At 53.9% G+C, this 21,590-nt stretch carries 9 protein-coding genes; 8 read left to right on the plus strand and 1 reads right to left on the minus strand.

The window, feature by feature from the left end; all coding sequences use genetic code 11:
* Position 1: 1 nt before the first annotated feature.
* From DTHIO_RS03830 to DTHIO_RS03850, 6 genes are all read left to right on the plus strand, one after another.
* On the plus strand, positions 2-5,110 hold the full coding sequence (locus DTHIO_RS03830; protein ID WP_008869034.1) for a RecQ family ATP-dependent DNA helicase: 5,109 nt from the start codon (positions 2-4) through the stop codon (positions 5,108-5,110).
* Positions 5,111-5,257: 147 nt separating this feature from the next.
* Positions 5,258-9,571 (plus strand): PAS domain S-box protein, encoded by a 4,314-nt coding sequence (locus DTHIO_RS19485; RefSeq protein ID WP_008869035.1) that lies wholly within the window; start codon positions 5,258-5,260, stop codon positions 9,569-9,571.
* A gap of 85 nt (positions 9,572-9,656) precedes the next feature.
* On the plus strand, positions 9,657-9,797 hold the full coding sequence (locus tag DTHIO_RS20935) for a response regulator (RefSeq protein ID WP_161598627.1): 141 nt from the start codon (positions 9,657-9,659) through the stop codon (positions 9,795-9,797).
* A gap of 299 nt (positions 9,798-10,096) precedes the next feature.
* Positions 10,097-13,186 (plus strand): sigma 54-interacting transcriptional regulator, encoded by a 3,090-nt coding sequence (locus tag DTHIO_RS19490; protein WP_008869036.1) that lies wholly within the window; start codon positions 10,097-10,099, stop codon positions 13,184-13,186.
* Positions 13,187-13,272: 86 nt separating this feature from the next.
* The gene (locus DTHIO_RS03845) at positions 13,273-14,481 is read left to right on the plus strand and encodes an ATP-binding protein (protein WP_008869037.1); all 1,209 of its coding nucleotides are present in this window, start codon (positions 13,273-13,275) and stop codon (positions 14,479-14,481) included.
* 964 nt (positions 14,482-15,445) lie between these two features.
* A complete protein-coding gene (locus tag DTHIO_RS03850; RefSeq protein ID WP_008869038.1) occupies positions 15,446-15,904 on the plus strand; it encodes a hypothetical protein in 459 nt (152 codons plus the stop codon).
* A 131-nt stretch (positions 15,905-16,035) separates the two neighbouring features.
* Here DTHIO_RS03850 and DTHIO_RS21600 read toward each other — a convergent pair whose 3' ends face one another.
* Positions 16,036-16,356: a hypothetical protein gene (locus DTHIO_RS21600; RefSeq protein ID WP_161598628.1), complete on the minus strand. Its 321-nt coding sequence runs from the start codon at positions 16,354-16,356 to the stop codon at positions 16,036-16,038.
* On the opposite strand from DTHIO_RS21600, the gene DTHIO_RS19495 reads away from it, so the two are divergent.
* Together DTHIO_RS19495 and DTHIO_RS19500 are read left to right on the plus strand one after the other, a co-directional pair.
* Entirely contained in the window at positions 16,345-18,321 is a 1,977-nt protein-coding gene (locus DTHIO_RS19495; RefSeq protein WP_161598629.1) for a methyl-accepting chemotaxis protein, read from the plus strand. The two genes, DTHIO_RS21600 and DTHIO_RS19495, sit on opposite strands and share 12 nt — an antisense overlap.
* 69 nt (positions 18,322-18,390) lie before the next feature.
* Positions 18,391-21,429, plus strand: coding sequence for an ATP-binding protein (locus DTHIO_RS19500; protein ID WP_008869040.1), 3,039 nt, complete (start codon positions 18,391-18,393; stop codon positions 21,427-21,429).
* Positions 21,430-21,590 lie beyond the last annotated feature (161 nt).

A 21,590-nucleotide genomic window follows, 5' to 3' on the forward strand; every position in this document is an offset into this window, starting at 1 on the left:
ATTGACAACTCTAACCCGGGAAAAAATTATTGACTTGACCCTTTCCAGGGAGTTTCAAAATATTGTGGTCCTGGATCTGGAGATTCATCCGGAAAGGAAGACCCTGATCAAAATCGGGGCCACAGGACCCGGATGGCAGCCCAGGCTGGCCTTTCAGGGAAATTTCAGGGCCGACGAAGCCCTGTCCAGGCTGGAACAGTCCTTCGGCAGAGCTTCATTTATGCTGGGGCACAATATTATCGGTCATGACCTGCCCTGGCTGCGCAAACATTTCCCGGAATTTTCCCTATTAAAGCTGCCTGCCCTGGACACCCTGCACCTCTCCCCCCTGGCCTTTCCCAAAAATCCCTACCACCACTTAGTCAAGGACTACAAGCTGGTGCGTACGGCAAAAAACGATCCCATCCAGGACTGTGCCCAGGCCGAGCTTGTCTTCCAGGACGAAATTCAGGCCTTTCAGGCCCTGCCCCGGGAACAGCTGATATTTTACGGCACACTGATGCACAGGTCCCATCCTGAAAGCGGCCTGGGGCATTTTTTCGCAGTCCTGGCCGGGGCAGACCTCAAGGACAAAGAGTGGTGCAAATCCTTCTGGGAAGAAAACGCCGGGGGGCATGCCTGCGTCAGCCATGCACAGTCCGCCTTTGAGACCCTCTGGGATGACAGCCGGGAATCCTGCTCCCTGGCCTATATCCTGGCCTGGCTGCAGGTGTCCGGGAGCAACTCGGTTCTTCCCACCTGGGTCTGGAAACGCCATGCTGCAATCCCGGGCATTCTGCGCTCCCTGCGCGAGACTCCCTGCAGCGACCCTGCCTGCAGCTACTGCAGCAGCGCCTTTGATTACCGGGCACAGCTGCAGCGCTACTTCGGATACCCCGACTACCTGCCGGTGAAGGACGAGGACCCGCCCCTGCAGAGACTGGTTGTGGAGACGCTGATCCGGGGCAACGACTGCCTGGCCGTGCTGCCCACTGGCGCGGGCAAATCACTGTGCTACCAGCTTCCGGCCCTGATGAAGGCCGAACAGGGCAAGAGACTGAGCATCATTGTCTCGCCACTGCAGTCCCTTATGAAGGACCAGGTGGACGGGCTCCTGCGCAAGGGCATACTGCAGGGCTGCACCATCAATTCCACCCTGACCCTGCTGGAACGCTCCCAGGCCCTGGAAGGCATCCGCATGGGGGACCTGGACCTGGTGTGGATATCCCCGGAACAGCTTCGAAACACCACGGTCAAGGATGCCCTGCGCTCCAGGGAAATCGCCATGGTCATCATGGACGAGGCCCATTGCTTTTCCAAGTGGGGCCACGACTTTCGCCCCGACTATCTGGCCCTGGCCTCGTTTCTGGATGAAATATGCCCCGGACCGCCCCACCCCGAACCCCAGATCGCCTGCTTCACGGCCACGGCCAAAAAGGACGTGGTGGACGAAATCCTGGACTACTTCAGAAATGAAATGGGCCGGGACCTGGTCCTTTTCCAGGGCGGGCACGAGCGCTCCAACCTGCGCTTTGACGTCATCCCCTGCGCTGAACCGGAAAAGACCCAGCGCATGCACTCTATTCTGCAAAGCGTCCTGGTCGACAAGGAAGACGGCGGAGGAATAGTCTTCGCCTCCACCCGCAGAAAAACAAAAGAGTACGCCGAGGCCCTGGAACATATGGGCTGGAACGTGGAATACTACCACGCCGGGCGCACCCCGGAAGAGAGGACCTCGGTGCAGGAAAGGTTTCTGGCAGGTGAAATCCAGGTCATAGTGGCCACCAACGCCTTCGGCATGGGGGTGGACAAGCCCGATGTCCGGGTGGTCATTCATGCCTCGGCCCCGGGTTCACTGGAAAACTACCTGCAGGAGGCCGGACGGGCCGGCCGGGATCATCGTCCTGCTGTCTGCTGCCTGCTGTTCGACCCTGATGATCTGGACACCCAGTTCGAACTCTGCCGGGCCTCGGAAATATCCGCCCGGGACATCAGGTCCATGTACGGCGGACTCAAAAGCCTGGCCTCTTCCAGAAACAACCCGGACATGGTCATGACTTCCGGGGAGCTCCTGGCCAGCGAGGAGTTCGAAGAATACGGTTTCGACACCCTGGACTCCCATGAACCCATGGCCGACACCAAGGTGCGTACCGCCCTGTCCTGGCTGGAGCGCCGGGGCAAGATCAGGCGCGGAGACAACAAGACCACCGCCATCCAGGGTCGTCTGCTGGTCAAGGACAAAGAGGAAGCCCTGAAAATAATGGGCGGCCTGAACCTTTCGCCGTCAGAGCACGCCCTGTGGATGGCCCTGCTGGACATAATCATGCAGGCTGACCCTAAGGAACTTTTAAACACAGACATGCTCTCCGCCAGACTGGGAGCGGAACCGGATCGCATCCTGCGCAGCCTGGGAGCCATGCGCCAGGCCCGGATACTTAACCATGACCTGAACATGACCGCTTACCTGCGAAAAGGCATCCAGGATGACTCCCGGTCCCGCCTCAGGGAATACCTGGGGCTGGAGGAAAGCCTGTTCGCCCTCATGGAGGAGGACGAACCCGATGCCCGGGCCGGGGTCGTGTACAACATGCCCCTGCGCCCGGTTTGCCAGAGGCTCAAGGAACGCGGACATACAGAAGCTGCTCCTGCAAAACTGCTGCATATCCTCAAACTCCTGGTGGATGAAAAGCTCTTGCGTCTGCATCAGCTCTCCCAGAACTCCTACCAGGTAATCCTGCAGCATGAATGGGACCGGATCAGGCAGCACGCATCCAGGCGCAACCAGTCGGCCAGGGTACTGCTGGTTTTTTTGCTGGACAGGATCGACACCGGGGTAAGCGGCAAAGACCTGCTGGTTTCCTTTCGCACCGGAGAGGCGGAAAACGCTCTGCGCGCAAACATGATCACGGCCCACTTGAGCGATCACCCCTCATTGTGCCGGCAGGGCCTGAGCGCCCTGCACCACTGCCGGGCCGTATGTCTGCAGAACGGCCTGTCCATCATCCGCCCGGCCATGAGCATCAGCGTAACCGATCCCAAAGGACGGTTCAGCCCCGGGGACTATCTTTCCCTGTCCTTATTCTACAGGCAAAAAATCGCCCAGGTGCACATCATGGGCCGCTTTGCCGAACTGGGCGCTGTATTCGACGGCATAAGCCAGGCCCTGCGCTTTGTCCGCGATTACTTTCAAAAAAGCCGCACCGCTTTTGTGGCCGAGCACCTCCAGGACCGCAGGGACATCCTGGAACTGCCTGTCACCAGGGAGCAGCACGCAGCCATTCTGGAGAAACTCAGTTCAGTGCAGCGGGGTATAGTGGAGGCCCCGGCCGAAAAAAACATGCTGGTGGTGGCCGGCCCAGGCTCCGGCAAGACCAGGGTCATCGTGCACCGCATGGCCTATCTCATCAAAGTCCTCAAGGTACGCCCCTACAGGATCCTGGCCGTGGCCTTCAACAGAAGCGCTGTGGCTGAAATGCGCCGCCGCCTCAAGGACCTGCTGGGTAAAAGCGGTGCCGGAGTCAAGATCCACACCTACCACAGCATGGCCATGTCCATAACCGGGCATTCACTGGCCGGCAAAGGCGGCGATACATCAGTGTTCCAGGGAATTCTCCAGGAAGCTGTGGACTACCTGGACGGAACCAGCACCCAGGAAGACGGTTCCGCCCTGCACTGGCGGGACAGGCTGCTGGGCATTCAACACATCCTGGTGGACGAATACCAGGATATAAATGACCTGGAGTACCAGCTTATCTCCCTTCTGGCCGGCCGAAACGAAGATGAACAGAGCCCGCGTCCGTCCATGCTGGCCGTGGGGGACGCAGACCAGAACATCTATTCTTTTCAGGGTGCAAATGTACGCTTCATCCAGCGTTTTGCACAGGAGTACCAGGCGGAAATAGTGCACATGGTGCACAACTACCGCTCTCTGCCTCCGGTGACCCTGGCTGCCAATGCCCTGATCCGCCACAACCAGGACCGCATGAACACGCCTCCGGTGGAAGCGGTGCGCAAGGACAAAGCCGAACCCGTGGGGATGATCATGGCCGGGTCCAGGGAAGCCATGCTCAAGGCAGCTCTTGACCAGGCCCGGCGACTTATGGTCCAGGATGGACTGTCCCCAGAGGACATCTGCATCCTGTGCCGCACCAACCAGGAGGTCTTCGCCCTGGCCAACCTGGCCAGGCACGCCGGCATGGAGCTAAGCCTCATGCGCCGCAGAAACATTTCCCTGCCCCTGGTGCGCGAGGTACATGAAATCATGGACCTGCTCATGCGCTGTCCCGGCAGCCTGTGTACAGGAAGCGAGGTTTATGACCTGGTCATGCACCTGATGGTTGAAAGCAGCGCCCGCAGCCGGCTCTGGCTGTACCACCTGGAAATCATGGCCCGGGATTACCGGGATGAATGCGGCTCCATGCGCAGACCTGTGTATGAGTTCTGCGAGCATGTCTGGGATTCATCCAGGGACTTGCGCCGCATGGAAAGCCGCTCTCCCGGCGCTCTCCGGGCGGGCACCATGCACGGGGCCAAGGGGCTGGAGTTTCCGGCGGTGATTCTGGCAGGCACCCCGGGGGACCGGGAAAGCCCGGAAGAGGAGCGCAGGCTTTATTACGTGGGCATGACCCGGGCCAGGGACAGGCTGGTACTCTGCTGCGGTCCGGATCATCCCTTTGCCCCGGAGATTCTTGCCGCCGGACCAGAAGCGGTGAGCAGAATTTCCTGCGACATTGCGTTGACCCCGGTTGAACAGAACCTGGCCCGGGAAGAACTCTGGGAGATGTCCCCGGAACATGTCATCCTGTCCTACCCGGCCTGGGACAACATCCACGGGGAGACCACTGCAGCCATTGATGCCCTGCAGGATAACCCGGGAAAGGAGTTCACCTTTCTGCCCTGGGCAAACAGGTATCTTGTCTGCACCGCAGGTGTTCCAGTCACCGCCCTGTCGGACAGGGGCAGCAGAATATACGAAAACTACCTGTCCCGGGGCTTCAGGGTAAAGCAGGTCATCTTCCTGGCCGCCCTGCACCGCAAGGCCTCCCAGGAAGACCAGACCCTGAAAGAACTGCGCTGTTCTTCATGGTACGTGCCCCTTTTTCAGGTAGTCTGGAGCAGATGCCAGGATTAAAACCCGGCCCGATACAGTGCAGACATCACGGCATTAAACCCTATTGCTCATCTTTTTTTGTTGTTTTTTTTATTGACCGTGGCAGATTTTGGAAATATTAACTTTCAATAAAGATAATGCAGAGACTTTAAAGCAAGGAATAAAGTCATGAATAAGCTCAAACTGACGACTTCTTTGAACACAAACCGCCTGCTTCTGACAGCTGCAGTGATCTGGATCGCCGTACTGGCGGTGTCTCTGGCCTGGAACTGGCATCAGGTGGAAAATACAACCAGGACTCTGGCTGAAAACGAAGCCAGGGCCTACTTTGAAAAAGATATTGCCTACCGGCACTGGGCTGCCATGCACGGCGGTGTCTATGTCCAGCCCACCGAGACCACCCCACCCAACCCTTATCTTGATCATGTCCCTGACAGAGACGTAACCACCACTGGCGGCAAGGATCTGACCCTGCTCAACCCATCGTACATGACCCGTCAGGTGCACGCACTGGGCTTACAACACTACGATATGCTGGGGCACATCACCAGCCTCAATCCCCTCCGTCGGGAAAACGCCCCGGACCAATGGGAGAGCCAGGCCCTGCTGTCCTTTAGGCAAGGCGAAGACCGGGTTTCTTCCGTGGAAGACATTACTGGCCAGCAATACCTGCGATTCATGGAGCCATTAAAAACACAGGAAAGCTGTCTTGGCTGTCACGGGCATCAGGGGTACGCCGTAGGCGATATTCAAGGCGGAATCAGTGTTTCCGTACCCTGGGAGCCATATATGGCCCAGGGCGCAAAGCAGAAAACAGATCTGGGGATTGCCCATGCACTCATCGGTGTTCTGGGGTTGCTGGGGCTGGGCATGGGATACCGTCTTGTGCGACATTCGGAAATGCAGCTGCTGGAAAGCAGGGATCATACAGCAGCTACCCTGCATGCCATAAGCGATGGAGTCTTTTCCTGCGATAAACTTGGACGGATACAGGAAATGAACCCGGCTGCAGAGAACCTGACCGGCTGGACCATTGATGAATGCATGGGTCGCCCCCTGAAAGAAGTCTTCAACATTGTCACATTAGATGACCACAGCCAGGAGGAAAATCCTGTATCTAAGGCGTTGCAGCAGGGCCGTGTCGTTGGCCAGGAGACCTATTCAGTGCTCATAGTTAGAAACGGCAGCAAAATAACCATCAAAAAGAGCTGCTCCCCCATCAAAGACAACATGGGCAACATTATTGGAGCTGTACTTGTTTTTCGCGACATCACCGGTGAACATACAGCTAACCTGCTGACCATGAAGAGGCTGGAGCTTTATGAGTATGCAGAAGCTCATTCCTTAGATGAGCTTATGACCAAGGTTCTGGATGACGCTGAAGAATTTGTGGACAGTTCCATTGGCTTTTTTCATTTCGTGGAAAAAGATCAGAAGACCCTTTCCCTGCAGAGATGGTCAACCAGGTCATTAAAGGAACTGTGTCACATGCCCGGCAACAAAATGCATTATCCCATTGACCAGGCAGGGGTCTGGGTGCAGGCTGCCCGTGAGAAAAGGCCGGTTATCCACAATGATTATGAGTCCATGCCGGACAAAAAAGGCCTGCCAGAGGGACATGCCAGGGTAATTCGCGAAGCCGTGGTTCCGGTTATTCGGGATAACAGGGTCGTTGCAATCATGGGCCTGGGCAATAAACCTGCAGCCTATGATAAAAAGGATGTCGAAGTAATCTCCTTTTTTGCAGATGTAACCTGGGACCTGGTGCAACAGAAGCGCACCCAGGAAGCCCTGCAGAACAGTCAGGCCCGCCTGAAAACAATAACCGATGCTGCCCAGACCGCCATAATCATGATGGATGCCCAAGGATATGTATCTTACTGGAATCCGGCCGCAGAAACCATTCTGGGCTATGCCCGGGATGAAGCCATAGGCCGGGATCTGCATGAACTGATCATGCCTTCCCGGTACACCGAGGATTTCCATGCTTCATTCCCAGAATTTCAAAGCACCGGCCAGGGCAATGCCGTAGGCAGAACTACGGAACTTTACGCTTTGACAAAGAATGGCCGCGAAATACCAGTGGAACTGTCTCTTTCATCTGTGCTTATCCAAGGGCAGTGGCATGCCATAGGCATTGTCCGTGACATTACAGAAAAAAAACAGGCCCAGGAAGAATTGCAGCGCAATGCCAGAAATCTTGAGCTGAAAAATGCAGAACTGGATGCAGCCCGCATAAACGCCGAGGAAGCCACCAAAGCCAAGAGCGAATTTCTGGCCAACATGAGCCATGAAATCCGCACCCCCATGAACGGGGTCATCGGCATGACCGGGCTGCTTCTGGATACGGACCTGGACAGTGAGCAGCAGCATTATGCCCGCACTGTGCGCTCCAGTGCCGAGTCCCTTTTGACCGTGATCAACGACATCCTGGATTTTTCCAAGATAGAGGCCGGACGCTTAGACATTGAAACCGTTGATTTCGACCTGGAGGCCATGCTCAGGGATTTTTCGGGCATGATGGCTGTCAAGGCGGAAGAGAAAGGTCTGGAACTTATCTGTTCCATGGACCCGAACGTACCCTCCATGGTCCGGGGAGATTCGGGCCGGTTGCGTCAGATTCTCATGAACCTGGTGGGCAATGCGGTCAAGTTTACCGAACATGGAGAGGTGGAGATCAAAGTCAGTAGAATGGTGAATGATGAATGCGAAAACCCAAATGCAGAAACTCAGGAAAATTCCCATGACCTGTATCGTTCATCATTTACCACTCAGCATTCCTGCCTCATGCACTTTTCCGTCCGCGACACCGGCATAGGCATCCCTGAAGACAAGCAAGACAGTCTTTTCGAAAGCTTTTCCCAGGTTGATGCCTCCACTACCCGCAAATTCGGCGGTACCGGTCTGGGACTGGCCATTTCCAGGCAACTGGCCGAGATAATGGGCGGTACAGCAGGCCTGGAAAGTGTAGAGGGCCGGGGAAGCACATTCTGGTTTACAGTGCGCCTGGGCATTCAGCATGAACAGCAGCAGGAAAGGCCTGCTCCGGCCTGCCTGCAGGGGGTTCGCACTCTTATAGTGGACGACAATTCCACCAACCGGGAGACACTCAGGGTACGCCTTGGATCCTGGGGTATGCGGTCCGAGGAAGCTGCCAATGGTTCTACAGCTCTGAGCATGCTGCATCAGGCCAAGGCAGATAATGACCCCTTTGAGGTGGCTGTCTTAGACATGCAGATGCCGGACATGGACGGAGAAACCCTGGGACGAAATATCAAGGAGGACGGCCAATTAAAGGACACCAGGCTGATCATGATGTCATCGGCAACCGGACAGACAGGTGATGCTAAGCGTCTACATGAGGCTGGATTCGACAGCATCATGAACAAACCTGTCCTGCCCAGTGAACTGTATGCCTGCCTGGAAAAAATCCTGGCAAAAACAGACACTGCAGACCTGGTGGCGGAGCATGCGGAACGGGAAGAAACTCCGAAGGGGTATCCGGACTTTTCCGGCACAAAAGCCCGCATCCTGGTAGCCGAAGACAACATGGTCAACCAGCAGGTAGCCCTGGGAATTCTCAAAAAAATGGGCCTGCGTGCCGATGCCGTGGCCAACGGCCGGGAAGTCCTCCACGCCCTGCAAAACATTCCCTACGACCTGGTGCTTATGGATGTGCAGATGCCGGAGATGGACGGACTGAAAGCTACCCGGCGCATCCGCGCCTCAGAAGTCAGAGGTCAGAAATCAGAGATCAGAAGTCAGAAGTCAGAGGTCAGTGATCAGAGGCTGGAGAGCGAATCCCAAAATTCCTCAATTCCTGAATCCCCCAATTCCTCAACCCCTAAATCCCCCAATTCCTCAATCCCTGAATCCCAGAATCCCAGAATCCCCATAATCGCCATGACCGCCGGAGCCATGCAGGAGGACCGGGAACGGTGCATTGAGGCCGGGATGGATGATTATACAGCCAAGCCGGTCAATCCGGATGAACTGGCCCGGGTGCTGGAGAAGTGGTTGTTGGAAAACAGAGGACAGAGGGCAGAGGACAGAAGTCAGGGGGGAAAAGAGGAAGTTCTCAGGACCGGAGAGGCTGCGGAAACGAAACAGGAACCCCGGTACGCTTTTACTTGTAAAATGCCAGTCTTCGACCAGGAGGATTTCATTACAAGAATTGGGCATGACAGTGAGATGGCCAGTGAGATCATGAGCATTTACCTGGAATCCATACCCAAAAACATAGAAGCGCTCAAAAAATTTATTGAACAGGGTCAAAAAGAAGGAGCAACCCGGGAGGCTCATTCCATCAAGGGCAATTCAGGCAATGTCAGCTGTCTGGCCATGGCTGAGATTGCCGGAATGATTGAAGAAGCCGGTCATGCCGCAAACCTTGAGCAAATGGGCAACCTTTTGCCCGAACTGGAAAGGCAGTTTGAAATATGCATGGCGGAAATAAGAAAAGTAATGGAAGAGGAACATTAAAAGCTGATTTTGAGAATCTTTATCTGATTTCAACGACAACAACCGCTTTCCAGCTTATTATTTACACTACAGCGAAACTTATTTATTGACCTCCGAAGACAGGGCCATGGATGGTGATCGGGAGAAGTTCCTGGAGGCCGGTATGGATGACTATTTGGCCAAGCCGGTTCAGAAAGAAGACTTGATCAAAGTACTTAAAAAAACATTGTGGCTGATGAACGACTGAGTGAACATAACGGCTATTCTTGGAGCAGTAGTCAGAAAATGAACTTGAATGGAATACCATTCGCATGGATCATTTGACGGGAAGCTGGGACTGCCTATGGCCTGGCACGTAGTCTAGCGTAAAATTTCAGTTATTTTTATTGTCTTACCCAAACCTGCTTGGAGCAACAATGCCACAAAAACCCGCATCCCAAGACTTTTCCGCCCCCTCCCCGGAACAGTGTCAGAAGTTGTTCATAAAGCGAGCTGAAAAACAGATGTCATCACCTGGCAACCAATAAATCAAAAAACAGGCCCATCATGAATAAGAACCAGCAGACATTTCCAAAACCCGTCGTCCTCATTGTGGACGACCAGCCGGCCAGCATTGAGGTTCTGGGCAGTCTGCTCCGGGAGGACTATCACGTGCTGGTGGCCGCGGGCGGTACCAGGGCCCTGGAAATGGTCTTTGGCAATACCCGGCCGGACCTGATCCTGCTGGACATTATGATGCCGGACATGGACGGCTACGAGGTCTGCCGACGGCTCAAGGCGGATGAGCGCACCCGTGGCACCCCGGTGATCTTCTTGACCGCCATGGACCAGGACGAGGACGAAGAACTCGGTTTCAGTCTCGGTGCTGCTGATTACATTACCAAACCCTTCAAACCCTCCATAGTCCGGGCCAGAGTTCGCACCCAGATCAATCTCAAGCTCCATGCCGATCTTCTTGAACAGGCTGCTGTTGAGCGACGCGAACTTTTGATAGAATATGATACCATCTTCAATAATGTGCAAAGTGCATTCTTTTTGATTGATATCGACCCCCAGGGCCGTTTTATTATTGAGAATCTGAACGCTTACCATCAGGAAAAAACCGGGCTGGACCTTTGGAACATCAGAGGTAAAACACCAGTGCAGGCCTTTGGGCCGGAACTCGGTGCCCGGATAGAGGATAATTATCGCAAGTGTTTTGAACTGCAGCAGAACATCAGCTATGAAGAAACACTGCTTCTTCCGGCAGGTGAAAGGACCTGGCTGAGCAGGCTTACTCCGGTTGTAATCAACGGCCGCACTGTTAAACTCGTTGGCAGCGCTCTGGATGTTACGGATTTGAAAAATGCGCAGACAGAACTGCTGACCAGTCAGTCCAGGCTGTCCTGGGCCCAGACTTTGACCCAGTCCGGAGTCTGGGAACACGACATGGACCAGGGCACCGTGTTCTGGTCAAAGGAGTGTGAGGCCCTGTTCGGCTTGCAGGAAGGCGAGTTTGAGGGGACTTATCAGGCGTTTCTGGACCGGGTGCACCCTGACGACAGGGAGTACGTGATCAGCACAGGCCGGCCCATTATTGAAATGAAGGAAGGCACTACTCTGGAATACGACCATCGCATAGTCAAAAAGGATGGTCAGATCTGCTGGGTCAGGGAATCAGCCGGGGTTGTACATGATGAGGCGGGCGATCCATTGCGGGTGGTCGGCTTTGTGCAGGACATCACCCAGCGTAAAGAAGCCGAGCGGGCCATAAACAAGCAGAAGGCCCTGGAAGGCCTGCTTATGGAGCTGGCTGCCGACTCCATCAATGCTCCCCTGGATGATTTCGAGCACACAATAAGCCGGCTTCTGGAAGCTGTAGGCAGGTCAGTGGAAGTAGACCGGGTTTACCTCTTCAATTATGACTATGTCCGTAAAATTGCAGTGAACACGCACGAATGGTGCGCTGAAGACATAAACCCGGAAATCGGCAACCTCCAGGCTGTGCCCTTTGATCTTATTTCTGAATTCATCCCGGCCCATGAACGGGGCGAGAGTGTTCATATTCCTGATGTCGGCGAGTTGATTGAAAATCCTGGCATGCGCTCACACCTTGAGGATCAGGGCATCAAGTCCATAGTTTCCATCCCTTTGATGGACAACCGGGCTTGTCTGGGTTTTGTCGGCTTTGACGCAGTCAGGAAGGAAAAAGTTTTTTCAGACACTGAAATGTATCTGTTGAGCTTTATGGCCCAGGTCATAGTCAACCTCATGTCAAGACTGCAGGCCAGCAAGGAGCATCAGGAAAGCGAGGCCCGCTGCCGGGTCATTGCTGAGAATATTGCCATGGGAGTGGCTGTTATTGATGAAAACATGCGCATCACCAGCGCCAATCCCAGGCTCAGGCAGTGGTTCCCCGGGCTTCGCCCCGAGAACACCCCTCTTTGCTATGACGTCTTTTGCCATACAGCCCGCAAAAAGGTCTGCAAAGACTGTCCATGTATTGTTTCCTTTGAAAACCACCGTGTGCATCAGGGGATAAAACGCAGAAATCACAAGGGTGATGAGCAGATATTTCGCCTGACATCCTCACCGGTACCCGGTCCGGAAGGTCGCGTCAGTCAGGTGGTCCTGATGTTCCAGGAGATCACGGATGAGGTCCTGCGTGAAGAAGAATTGCGCAACAGGCTCAATGAAGCGGAGAACCGCCTGGCCGGGGGCGGCCCGGGCGGGTTGTGCGGACTGCGCGGGGCAAGCCGGGCCATGGGTGAGGTCTACACCCGGATCAGGACAACGGCTGGTACGGACAAAGTGGTGCTGCTCATGGGAGAGACCGGTACAGGCAAGGAGCTGGCAGCCAGAGCCATACATGAATTAAGAGGCCGGGGCGAATTCATGGCTGTCAACTGCGCCAATCTCTCCCCTTCCCTGCTGGAAAGTGAACTTTTCGGACACTGCCGGGGTGCCTTTACAGGGGCATCAAGCGACAAGAAAGGCCTTTTTGAAGCTGCTGGCAACGGCATAATCCTGCTGGATGAAATCGAGGCAGCTCCTTCCCGGATGCAGACTGCTCTGCTCAGGGTGCTGGAATCCCGCGAAGTCACCAGGGTGGGCGATTCCCGGCCCCGGTCCATTGGGGCCAAGGTCCTGGCAGCGGCCAACCAGGACCTGGAAGCCATGGTGGAAAAAGGCCGGTTCAGGGACGACCTTTTCTATCGACTCTGCGAAACAGTAATCCACCTCCCTACCCTGAGGGAGCGCACCGAGGATATATCTATCCTGGCCGACCATTTCCTGGAAGAATACAGCAGGCTTTCCAGCAGGCGTCCCCGTCAGCTGTCTCCCAGGAGCATGGAACTGCTGTGCGGATACAACTGGCCGGGCAATGTACGTGAACTGCGTAACCTGGTGCATACCCTGGCTGAAATATCTCCTGCACCCATGATCCGCCCGGCAGATCTTCCAGACTGGCTGGCCGGCGGCACAGGAGGGTTCACCACCCTGGAAGAGCGGGAAAGAAAGGCTCTGCAGGATGCCATGGACCGGGCTTCAGGCAATAAAACAGAGGCTGCCCGGCTCCTGGGGGTCTCCCGCAAGACCGTCTACTCCCTGATAGACAAGTACGGCATGGACCAGGGCTTATGGTGTCGGACCTAATCAAGTTATTGTACTAAGGGATTTGTCGCTGTGATTTGACATTATATTGCTTGATCTGTAAATGTACGGCGACAATCGGAGAAAAAATGAATCTGTCTGACCTTTTCGCCATTCAGGCCTTGCTGGTGGGGAATCTGCCCGCGACGAGGAGGTTTTTGTTTGAGCGGATCAATTGGGATAACCGCCTGATCTGTCTTTATGGCGGTCGGGGTGTGGGCAAGACAACGCTCATGTTGCAGCGTCTCAAGGACTGCGAGCAGGAAGGCGGCAAAGGGCTTTACTTCGCGGCTGACCATATCCAGGTTACGGCCATGGGCATCTATGACATTGCTGCGGAATTTTTTCGCCACGGCGGTGAAGTCGTGTTCATCGACGAGGCCCATAAGCGGCCTGACTGGGCTCAGGAGATCAAGTCACTGTACGATTCGTTTCCCAGAGGCCGCCTGGTGGTTTCGGGCAGTTCGGCCCTGGCCATGCAGACAGGCAAATACGATCTTTCACGGCGGGCCTTCTACCGCATGTTGCCGGTTCTCTCCTTTCGCGAATATTTGAGCATTGTCCACGGAAGAGAGTACCAGCCCGTGACCCTGGAAACCTTGTTGCGCGACCACCAGCGCCTTGCTTCGGATGTTCTCGGCTCCGGCCAGGTACTCGGGCATTTTCGGGAGTATATCGAAGCCGGGGCGTATCCTTTTGTGCTTGAGGGCAAGGCGGAGTATCTCCAGCGCCTGGAAAACGTGATTGAAAAAACGCTGTACGAGGATTTGAGCCTGGCAGAAGGCCGCAGGTCCGGGGGGGTTCGGGTCATGAAAAAACTGCTCTGGCTGGTGGCCACGTCCCCGCCCATGCAGTTGTGCATTGAGAGTGTGGCCCGTGATGTCGGCGTCAGCCGGCCCACTGTCTACGATTATCTGGCCGTCCTGGAACGGGCCGGGCTGTTGACCACCGTCCCGCCTCACGGACATGGGGCCAGGCTTGTTCGAAAGGATTCTAAGATTTTTCTGGAAAACACGAACCTGTTATGGGCCATCAGCCAGTCCCTGACCCGAACCGATCCCCTGGGCAGCCTGCGTGAAACATTTTTCGTCAACCAGCTGTTCTCCGCCGCTGCGCGGATCAGGGTGGCGGCGCGTGGCGATTTTATAGTGGACGATACATATACGTTTGAAGTCGGCGGCAAAGGCAAGGGCTTTGGCCAGATCGAGGAGACGCAAGACGGCTACGTGGTCAGGGACGGTCAGGAAGTCGGCCATGGTCGAATTCTGCCGCTGTGGTTGTTCGGGTTTTTGTATTGATGGCCCGAGTGCTTGTACGTTCGGTGTGTACGTTCGGGACGTTCGGGGTCGGACCTAATCAAGTTATTGAACTAATTGATTAAAGGACCTCTGCAGGGCTAAAATACTGCCTTAAAATGCCTTTTATGGTGCCAAAAACATAGCTTGAGAGTTCAAAGTTCCTGATTGCAAGAAATTATGTCAATGAATTTGGATAGATACATAGCCTAAAGCGGGCTTTGCCCGCAACCCAAGAAATAAAGAAACCTTAACCGCCCGTTCGAAGACTCACTCAAGACGCAAAGGTCGCAAAGGAAGGCAGGAAGTTTTTTTCATTTGCCGGGTGTACGGCAAATGAAAAGGCAGCCTTGTCCAAAACCGTGTCCCGGTTTTGGACAATACACCTGCTTCGCGTCTTTAACTTTGCGTACTTAGCGTCTTTGCGGTTCAAAGGCCTGCCACGCTTCTTAGCGTGGTTCTTGTTTTTTTGTAACCCCAGTTAAAACCAGTAAAGCAGGAACGCTTTCAGCGTTGTTAAACTGGGCAGGCAGGCTTTCAACGGTTAAGTCACTGACAGTAACGGTATATTGGTATTTTGAATACCCCTAAGTACCCGCAGGGCATCAGTCTGAGGACCGCAAAACGCATTCCCTCTGTCACCAATCTACACATTTTCTCAAAACAGCCAAGAGCCTATGACCTGCCGGGCTTTACAGACAATTTGCCTTTGTATCGCCCAAAGCAGCGTATCAATTTTACCCGTTTCTTTCAATTCCAGCTCAGCACTTGCCTGTAAAGGCTTTACAGATAAATTTCAGCTTTCAGGGGTACTTTGTTGTAACCAAAAGTAACAAAAGCTTCAGACAGTTCCTGAAAGATAAAAGCATCATAAATACAAATACACAATTATTATTGTTGGTTACGCCAAACAATTTGATTTGGCATGATAAGTGCCTTGGCCTGCCAGAAATGTAGGATAACATCCATGACCAGAGATACTTTTATGCACATCCTGATGGCCGGCACAAAGGGAGACAATAAATTCTGGAAGGCCATGGGCCTTCTGGAAGAACTGTCCGCGAAACGCATCGCAGTCACGGACAAAGAGTCCCTTTTCCAGGCTCTAAGTACAATTCCAGGCCCGGTCATGGTTCTTGTTCTTTCCTCATGCCTCTCGGAAAAGCTGACCAAGGAAGAGATTCTAAGGATCCGCGAGGATTATGAGGCCGAGATCATTGTAGCAGGAAAGTTTTCGACCTGGCGAGACGAGCTTAGTGCGCGCACCGCCGGAATCGCCTGCTACATCCTGCTGCCGGATGAAGCCCCTGTCCTGGCAGAGCAGACCAGACATCTGCTGAATACCTGCCGCAGGCGTCTGGACAATCAGCCCGGGCGCTTGCGCGGGAATAACCGGACCGGACGGAATGTACCTTTTGCATCATGAATGTCGCAATACCGGGCGTATAGTAATGGGCGACCGACAGGTAACAATTCAGGAGGCACTCAGTTGGAGTTCCTGGCACAAGGTCTGGGGACTGTCCCTCGCTATGTACTATCTTTGAAGGTTCTCACAACTTAGAGTTTGTCATATTTAAATTGTACTGGAAGGTAATCGCGGGGGCTGTCCCCAGGCCGTTGAGGCACCCCCTGAATGCTTACACCGGAAGAAGAGGTGTAAGATATTGGGCGCTCTGCGGTCACCCTCTTAAATCCAGGATGCCCAGCATTGTTTGCCCGTAACCAGTGGCCTGCCAGATGAATTTTTAATTGTGAAGACATGAGAGGCATAATATGAATTTTTTTCGCAATCTGCGTTTGAGCTTCAAGGTTTTTATTCCCCTGACAATTATTTTGATTGTTTTTATAGGGGTGTTGTTTTGGGTCTTGAATGATCAAACCCAGAAGGTCAGTGACGAGTTTATTTCTCAGATCAGTAAAAATAAACGTGCCGAGATAGAGTCCTCCGTGGATTTAACCATCCAGGAGGCTCAATCTGTAGCCTCCACTTTTTCTCGGTTGCCGGAGGTGATCCAGGCATACAACCTTGCCTTGGAGGGCAACATAAACGACCCGGAATCCCCGGAATCCCAGGAGGCCAGGGAAATGTTACGGGAGAAGCTTTCCGCTCAAATGGAGGGTTATCAAGAGTTTTCCGATCAGCAGTTGACCTTGCATTTTCATCTCCCCAATGGCCGCAGCCTGGTTCGGTTGTGGAGGGATCACAATGCCATGCAGGACGGGGAGTGGGTGGATATATCTGACGATATTTCAGAGTTTCGTGCAACAGTTATGCACGTAAACCAGCAGCAAGAACCAGCGCAGGGAATAGAAGTAGGCAGGGGCGGCTTCACTCTGCGTAATGTTCTGCCTGTTTCCGATCAGAATAGTGATCACCTGGGTTCGGTAGAGCTGCTCATGGATTTTGAGCCTATAGTAGAAGCAGCAGGTGCCGCAGCAGGTGAAGAAGTAATGATTTATATGAACCGAGAGCTCCTGGATATCGCCACCGGGCTTCAGGATGAGAGCCAGTTCCCGTTAATTGACAACAGGTACGTGGAGGCTATCGGGGACAGTCGCTACAGTGACTTAATTACAGCAGATCTCCTCGACATGGGGAGAGAGGAGCTAAGCCTTGTACAAGAGGGTCACTACGCCCTGTCCTTCTTTCCCATCAAGGATTATGCCGGGAATCAAGTGGGTGTGACCGCCTACATCCTGGATATCTCTGATGAACAGGGTATGATAAGCCAAATGACTCAGATCTTGATGGGTGTTACCGCAGGTCTATTAGTAATCCTGCTTTTGGTGGTCAGGTTTGTCATGGGGTGGGCTGTGCTAAGTCCATTTTCCAAGGGAGTTGGATTTGCTCAGCAGATCTCCCAGGGTGATCTGACCCAGAGGCTTGATATCAAACAGAGAGACGAGGTGGGCATTCTGGCTGACGCCTTGAATGATATGGCGGATAGCTTGCGCAATATGTTCGGGGATATAAACAGCGGGGTGGAGACCCTGGCTTCCTCTTCCACGGAACTGAACGCCATATCCGAAGATATGTCCCAGCGCTCCGAGACCACCGCCTCCAAGGTCCAGGGTGTGGCCAGTGCGGCCGAAGAGCTGAGTACCAGCATGAGTTCCATAGCTTCGGCCATGGAGCAGGCTTCCAGCAAAGTCAACACTGTGGCTACTTCCTCCGAGGAGATGGGCGCCACCATCTCCGAGATCGCTCAGAATACGGAAAATGCCAAAGATATTACTGGCAATGCCGTGGAGAAATCCAGGCAGAGCTCCCAGCGGATAGATAGACTGGGCAATGCAGCCCAGGAGATCAGTAAGGTCACTGATACAATTACTGCAATTTCTTCCCAGACAAACCTTCTGGCCCTTAATGCAACCATTGAGGCGGCACGGGCCGGTGAAGCAGGAAAGGGCTTTGCTGTGGTGGCCAACGAGATCAAGGAGTTGGCCCAACAGACCGCTCAGGCCACTGAAGAGATCAGGGACAAGGTTGAGAATATTCAGAGCGAGACCAGCTTAACTGTGGAGGAGATTCAGGAGATCAGCCAGATCATAAGCGATATTGATTCCATCATCAGCACGATTGCTGCTTCAGTAGAGGAACAGAACATCGCCACCCAGGAGATAGCTGAGAACGTGAGCCAGGCCTCCCAGGGCAATCAGCAGGTGAATGAGAACGTGTCTCAGGTCTCCTCGGTGGCCGAAGATGTGGCCAGGGACATATCCGAGGTGAATATGGATACGGAAGAGATGAAGAGCTCCGGGGTCCAGGTCAAGCAGAGCTCCGAGGAGCTCTCCAGGCTGGCGGAGCGGCTCAAGGAGCTGGTATCTAAGTTCAAGGTATGATTTATGTACAGAGGTATGGCTAACGCTGGCCAGGCCTGTAACTTAGTTAAAGGCAGTTAATTTAGATTTATGAAACTCTTTACTCGCGGTATTTCACTGAAAGCTGCGCTGCTTGCTCTTTTTGCAGTGGTGACAGTTGCTGCAGTGGCGCTGGTGGGCCTTTTTTCTTATTACACCGGAAAAAGAGCAGTAAATGATGTGGCCCTTCAATTGCGGGCTGAGGTCGTGGAGCGCATCAATGAACATGTGCAGGATTACCTGCTCCTGCCCCATCAGATAAACCATGTCAATGCCCGGGCCATAGCTCTGGACAACGGTCTCGCCCAGGACCAGGAAGCCTTGAGCGCCCGTTTTGCCGAACAGGTGGATCTGTTCCCCACGTTAACCAGCATCAGTTTCGGCAATGCTCTGGGGGGCCTGGCCAACAGCGGTAGGGAGCCAAGGAATGACTCCCGCTATGTCATTGTTACGGACAGGTTCCAAGCTGGGACTTTTCGCAAGATCGCCCTGGATTCCGACGCAAGACAAGACCGGGAAATTGACGTCCTGACGGAATTCGATGCACGGACCAGACCCTGGTATAAACTTGCCCAGGACAAGGGCGGGCCTGTTTACAGTGATATCTACATCCTTTTTACCGGACAGGACATGTCACTGGCTGCCAGCAGTCCGGTTTACGACCGGCAGGATAATTTTCTGGGAGTGCTTTCCATTGACCTGTTTCTCGGCCATCTCTCCGAATTTCTCCGGGATCTGGATATCGGGAACCAGGGGCAGGCCGTTATCATGGAACGCTCCGGGGATCTGGTGGCCAGCTCCAAAGGCCGGGTGCTCATGGTTGATAAAGTTCCGTCCCTGAGTCGCCGGGTGCAGGGGGTGGAGAGTGAAGTCCCTGCTGTGCGTGAGGCTGTCCGTTCTCTAATGTTCCGGTTTGAAGATCTGGATGCCATTCAGGAGGATCATTTCCTTGATTTTAAGGTCCAGGGCCGAAAACACCTGCTGCAGGTATCCTCGCTCAAGGTTGATCCCGGCATTGACTGGCTGGTGGCGGTTTCCATGCCGGAAGAAGATTTCATGGCCGGGTTTGCAGCCCAGAACCGGATCACCATCCTGATAACCCTGGCCGTCCTGGGCCTGGCTCTGCTGGCTGGAATGTTCGTGACCAGAGGTATTGTCAGACCTGTCAGTCTGCTGGAAAGGGCCGCCGGCAGGCTGACGTCAGGTTACCAGCCCGAGGAGATCGCGGAAAAGTCCCGATTTGTGGAGGTCCGCAACCTGACCAGGTCCTTCAACCAGATGTCCCGCAAGGTTTCCGACTCCATTCTGAAGCTGAACAACGAACTGGCTGAGCGCAGGCGGGCCGAGGAATCCCTGCGGGAGAGCCAGGAAAGAATGCAGGCGGTTACTGACTCAGCCCATGACGCAATTATCATGATGGGACCTGACGGCGAAATATCATACTGGAACCCCATGGCCGAATCAATATTCGGATATACTGCACAAGAAGTCATGGGGAAAAGCCTGCATCATCTCCTGGCACCTGAAAGATATCATACAGACATCACAAAAGCCATGCCGGAATTTCAAAGGACAGGTCAGGGAAATGCCGTGGGCAAAACAATTGAATTGTCAGCTATTGGCAAGGATGGCCTGGAGATTCCCATTTCGCTTTCCATGTCTTCTGTCTTGCTACAGGGAAGATGGCATGCAGTTGGAATTGCCCGGGATATTTCCCGGCGCAAAGCGGCTGAAAAAGAACTTATCCAGGCCAAAGAACAAGCCGAGGCAGCCAACATCGCCAAGTCCAAGTTTCTGGCCAACATGAGCCACGAACTGCGTACTCCATTCAACGGCATCATGGGCATGATGCAGCTGTTGCAGACCACGGACCTGAATGATGAACAGCAGGAATTCGTCAATCTGGCTATTCAGTCATCCGAAAGGTTCGTCCGCCTGCTTACGGACATTCTGGAACTGTCCAACATCGAGGCCGGTAAAATGAGCATTTGCTCTGCAGAATTTAGAACTGGAGAATTACTTGAATCCTTGTCAGACCTGTTTTCCGCAGAAGCCCTTAAAAAAGGGATCGTTCTGGAATTTTCCATGGAGCCTGATGTTCCAGAGCAAGTCAGTGGCGACAAGACCCGGGTCAAGCAGGTCATGTTCACCCTGGTGGGCAATGCCTTGAAGTTTACAGAAAGTGGCAGCGTCCAGGTCCACCTGACTTCTATTTCTGGGGCCAAAGGCGGAGATACCAGGTTGAAATTTTCTGTGTCCGATACCGGCATAGGCATCCCCGATGACAAACTGAGCACTTTGTTCAACCCCTTTGTACAGGTGGATGGATCGTATACACGCAAATACCAGGGCGCAGGCCTTGGTCTGTCCTTAGTCAAACGCCTGGTGGATATGATGAACGGGAACATTTCCGTTGAAAGTGAAGTGGACCGGGGGACCACAGTGCACGTGGTCCTGCCTTTTACCCTGCCGGCTGTGGATCACTTGGAATCAGTTACTGCAGCCACAACTAAGCCAGAGTCCAAAAAGTACCTGGACATCCTTCTGGCTGAAGACGATAGGTTGAACCAGTTATTTATGAAAACGATGCTGGAAAAGCAGGGGCATAATGTCCTCCTGGCCAATAACGGGCAGGAAGCCGTAGACTTGTTCCAGGAACAGAACTTTGACTGCATACTCATGGACATCCAGATGCCGGTGATGACCGGGGTAGAGGCGACGCAGCGGATAAGAAGCATGGAGCAGGGGGCATGGGGCCCCAGTGAAACCCCAGTCTACGACAGGGAGCCCTTTGGGCTGTTTCACGGGGCAGGCATGGAGCATGGCGCAGAGGTCAGAGGTCAGAGATCAGAGATCAGAGATGAGAGACCGACTGCAGAAGTACGTATCCCAGAATCCCTCAATTCCTCAATTCCTCAATCCCCCAATCCCCGGATTCCAATAATCGCAGTAACCGCCCATACCCAGCCAGGTGACCGGGAGAGGTTTCTGGAGGCAGGCATGGATGATTACATTGGTAAACCAGTGAATAACGAGGATTTTCAAAGGGTGTTCAGTAAGTTCTTTGGGCAGGAGCATTTACAGCAATAACCGTGGCAAGAATAACAATTGAAGTTATCGGCTATTATTGTAGCAGTAGTCAGAAAGTGAGTTTGAATGAAATACCATTCGAAAGGATCATTTGATAGGAAGCTGGGACCACCTGCGGAGCTTGCACTAGTCTTGCATCTACCGCAATTTTTTCCTCGCTA

This window comes from Desulfonatronospira thiodismutans ASO3-1, from assembly GCF_000174435.1.
In the GTDB taxonomy this organism is placed as follows: Bacteria; Desulfobacterota; Desulfovibrionia; order Desulfovibrionales; family Desulfonatronovibrionaceae; genus Desulfonatronospira; species Desulfonatronospira thiodismutans.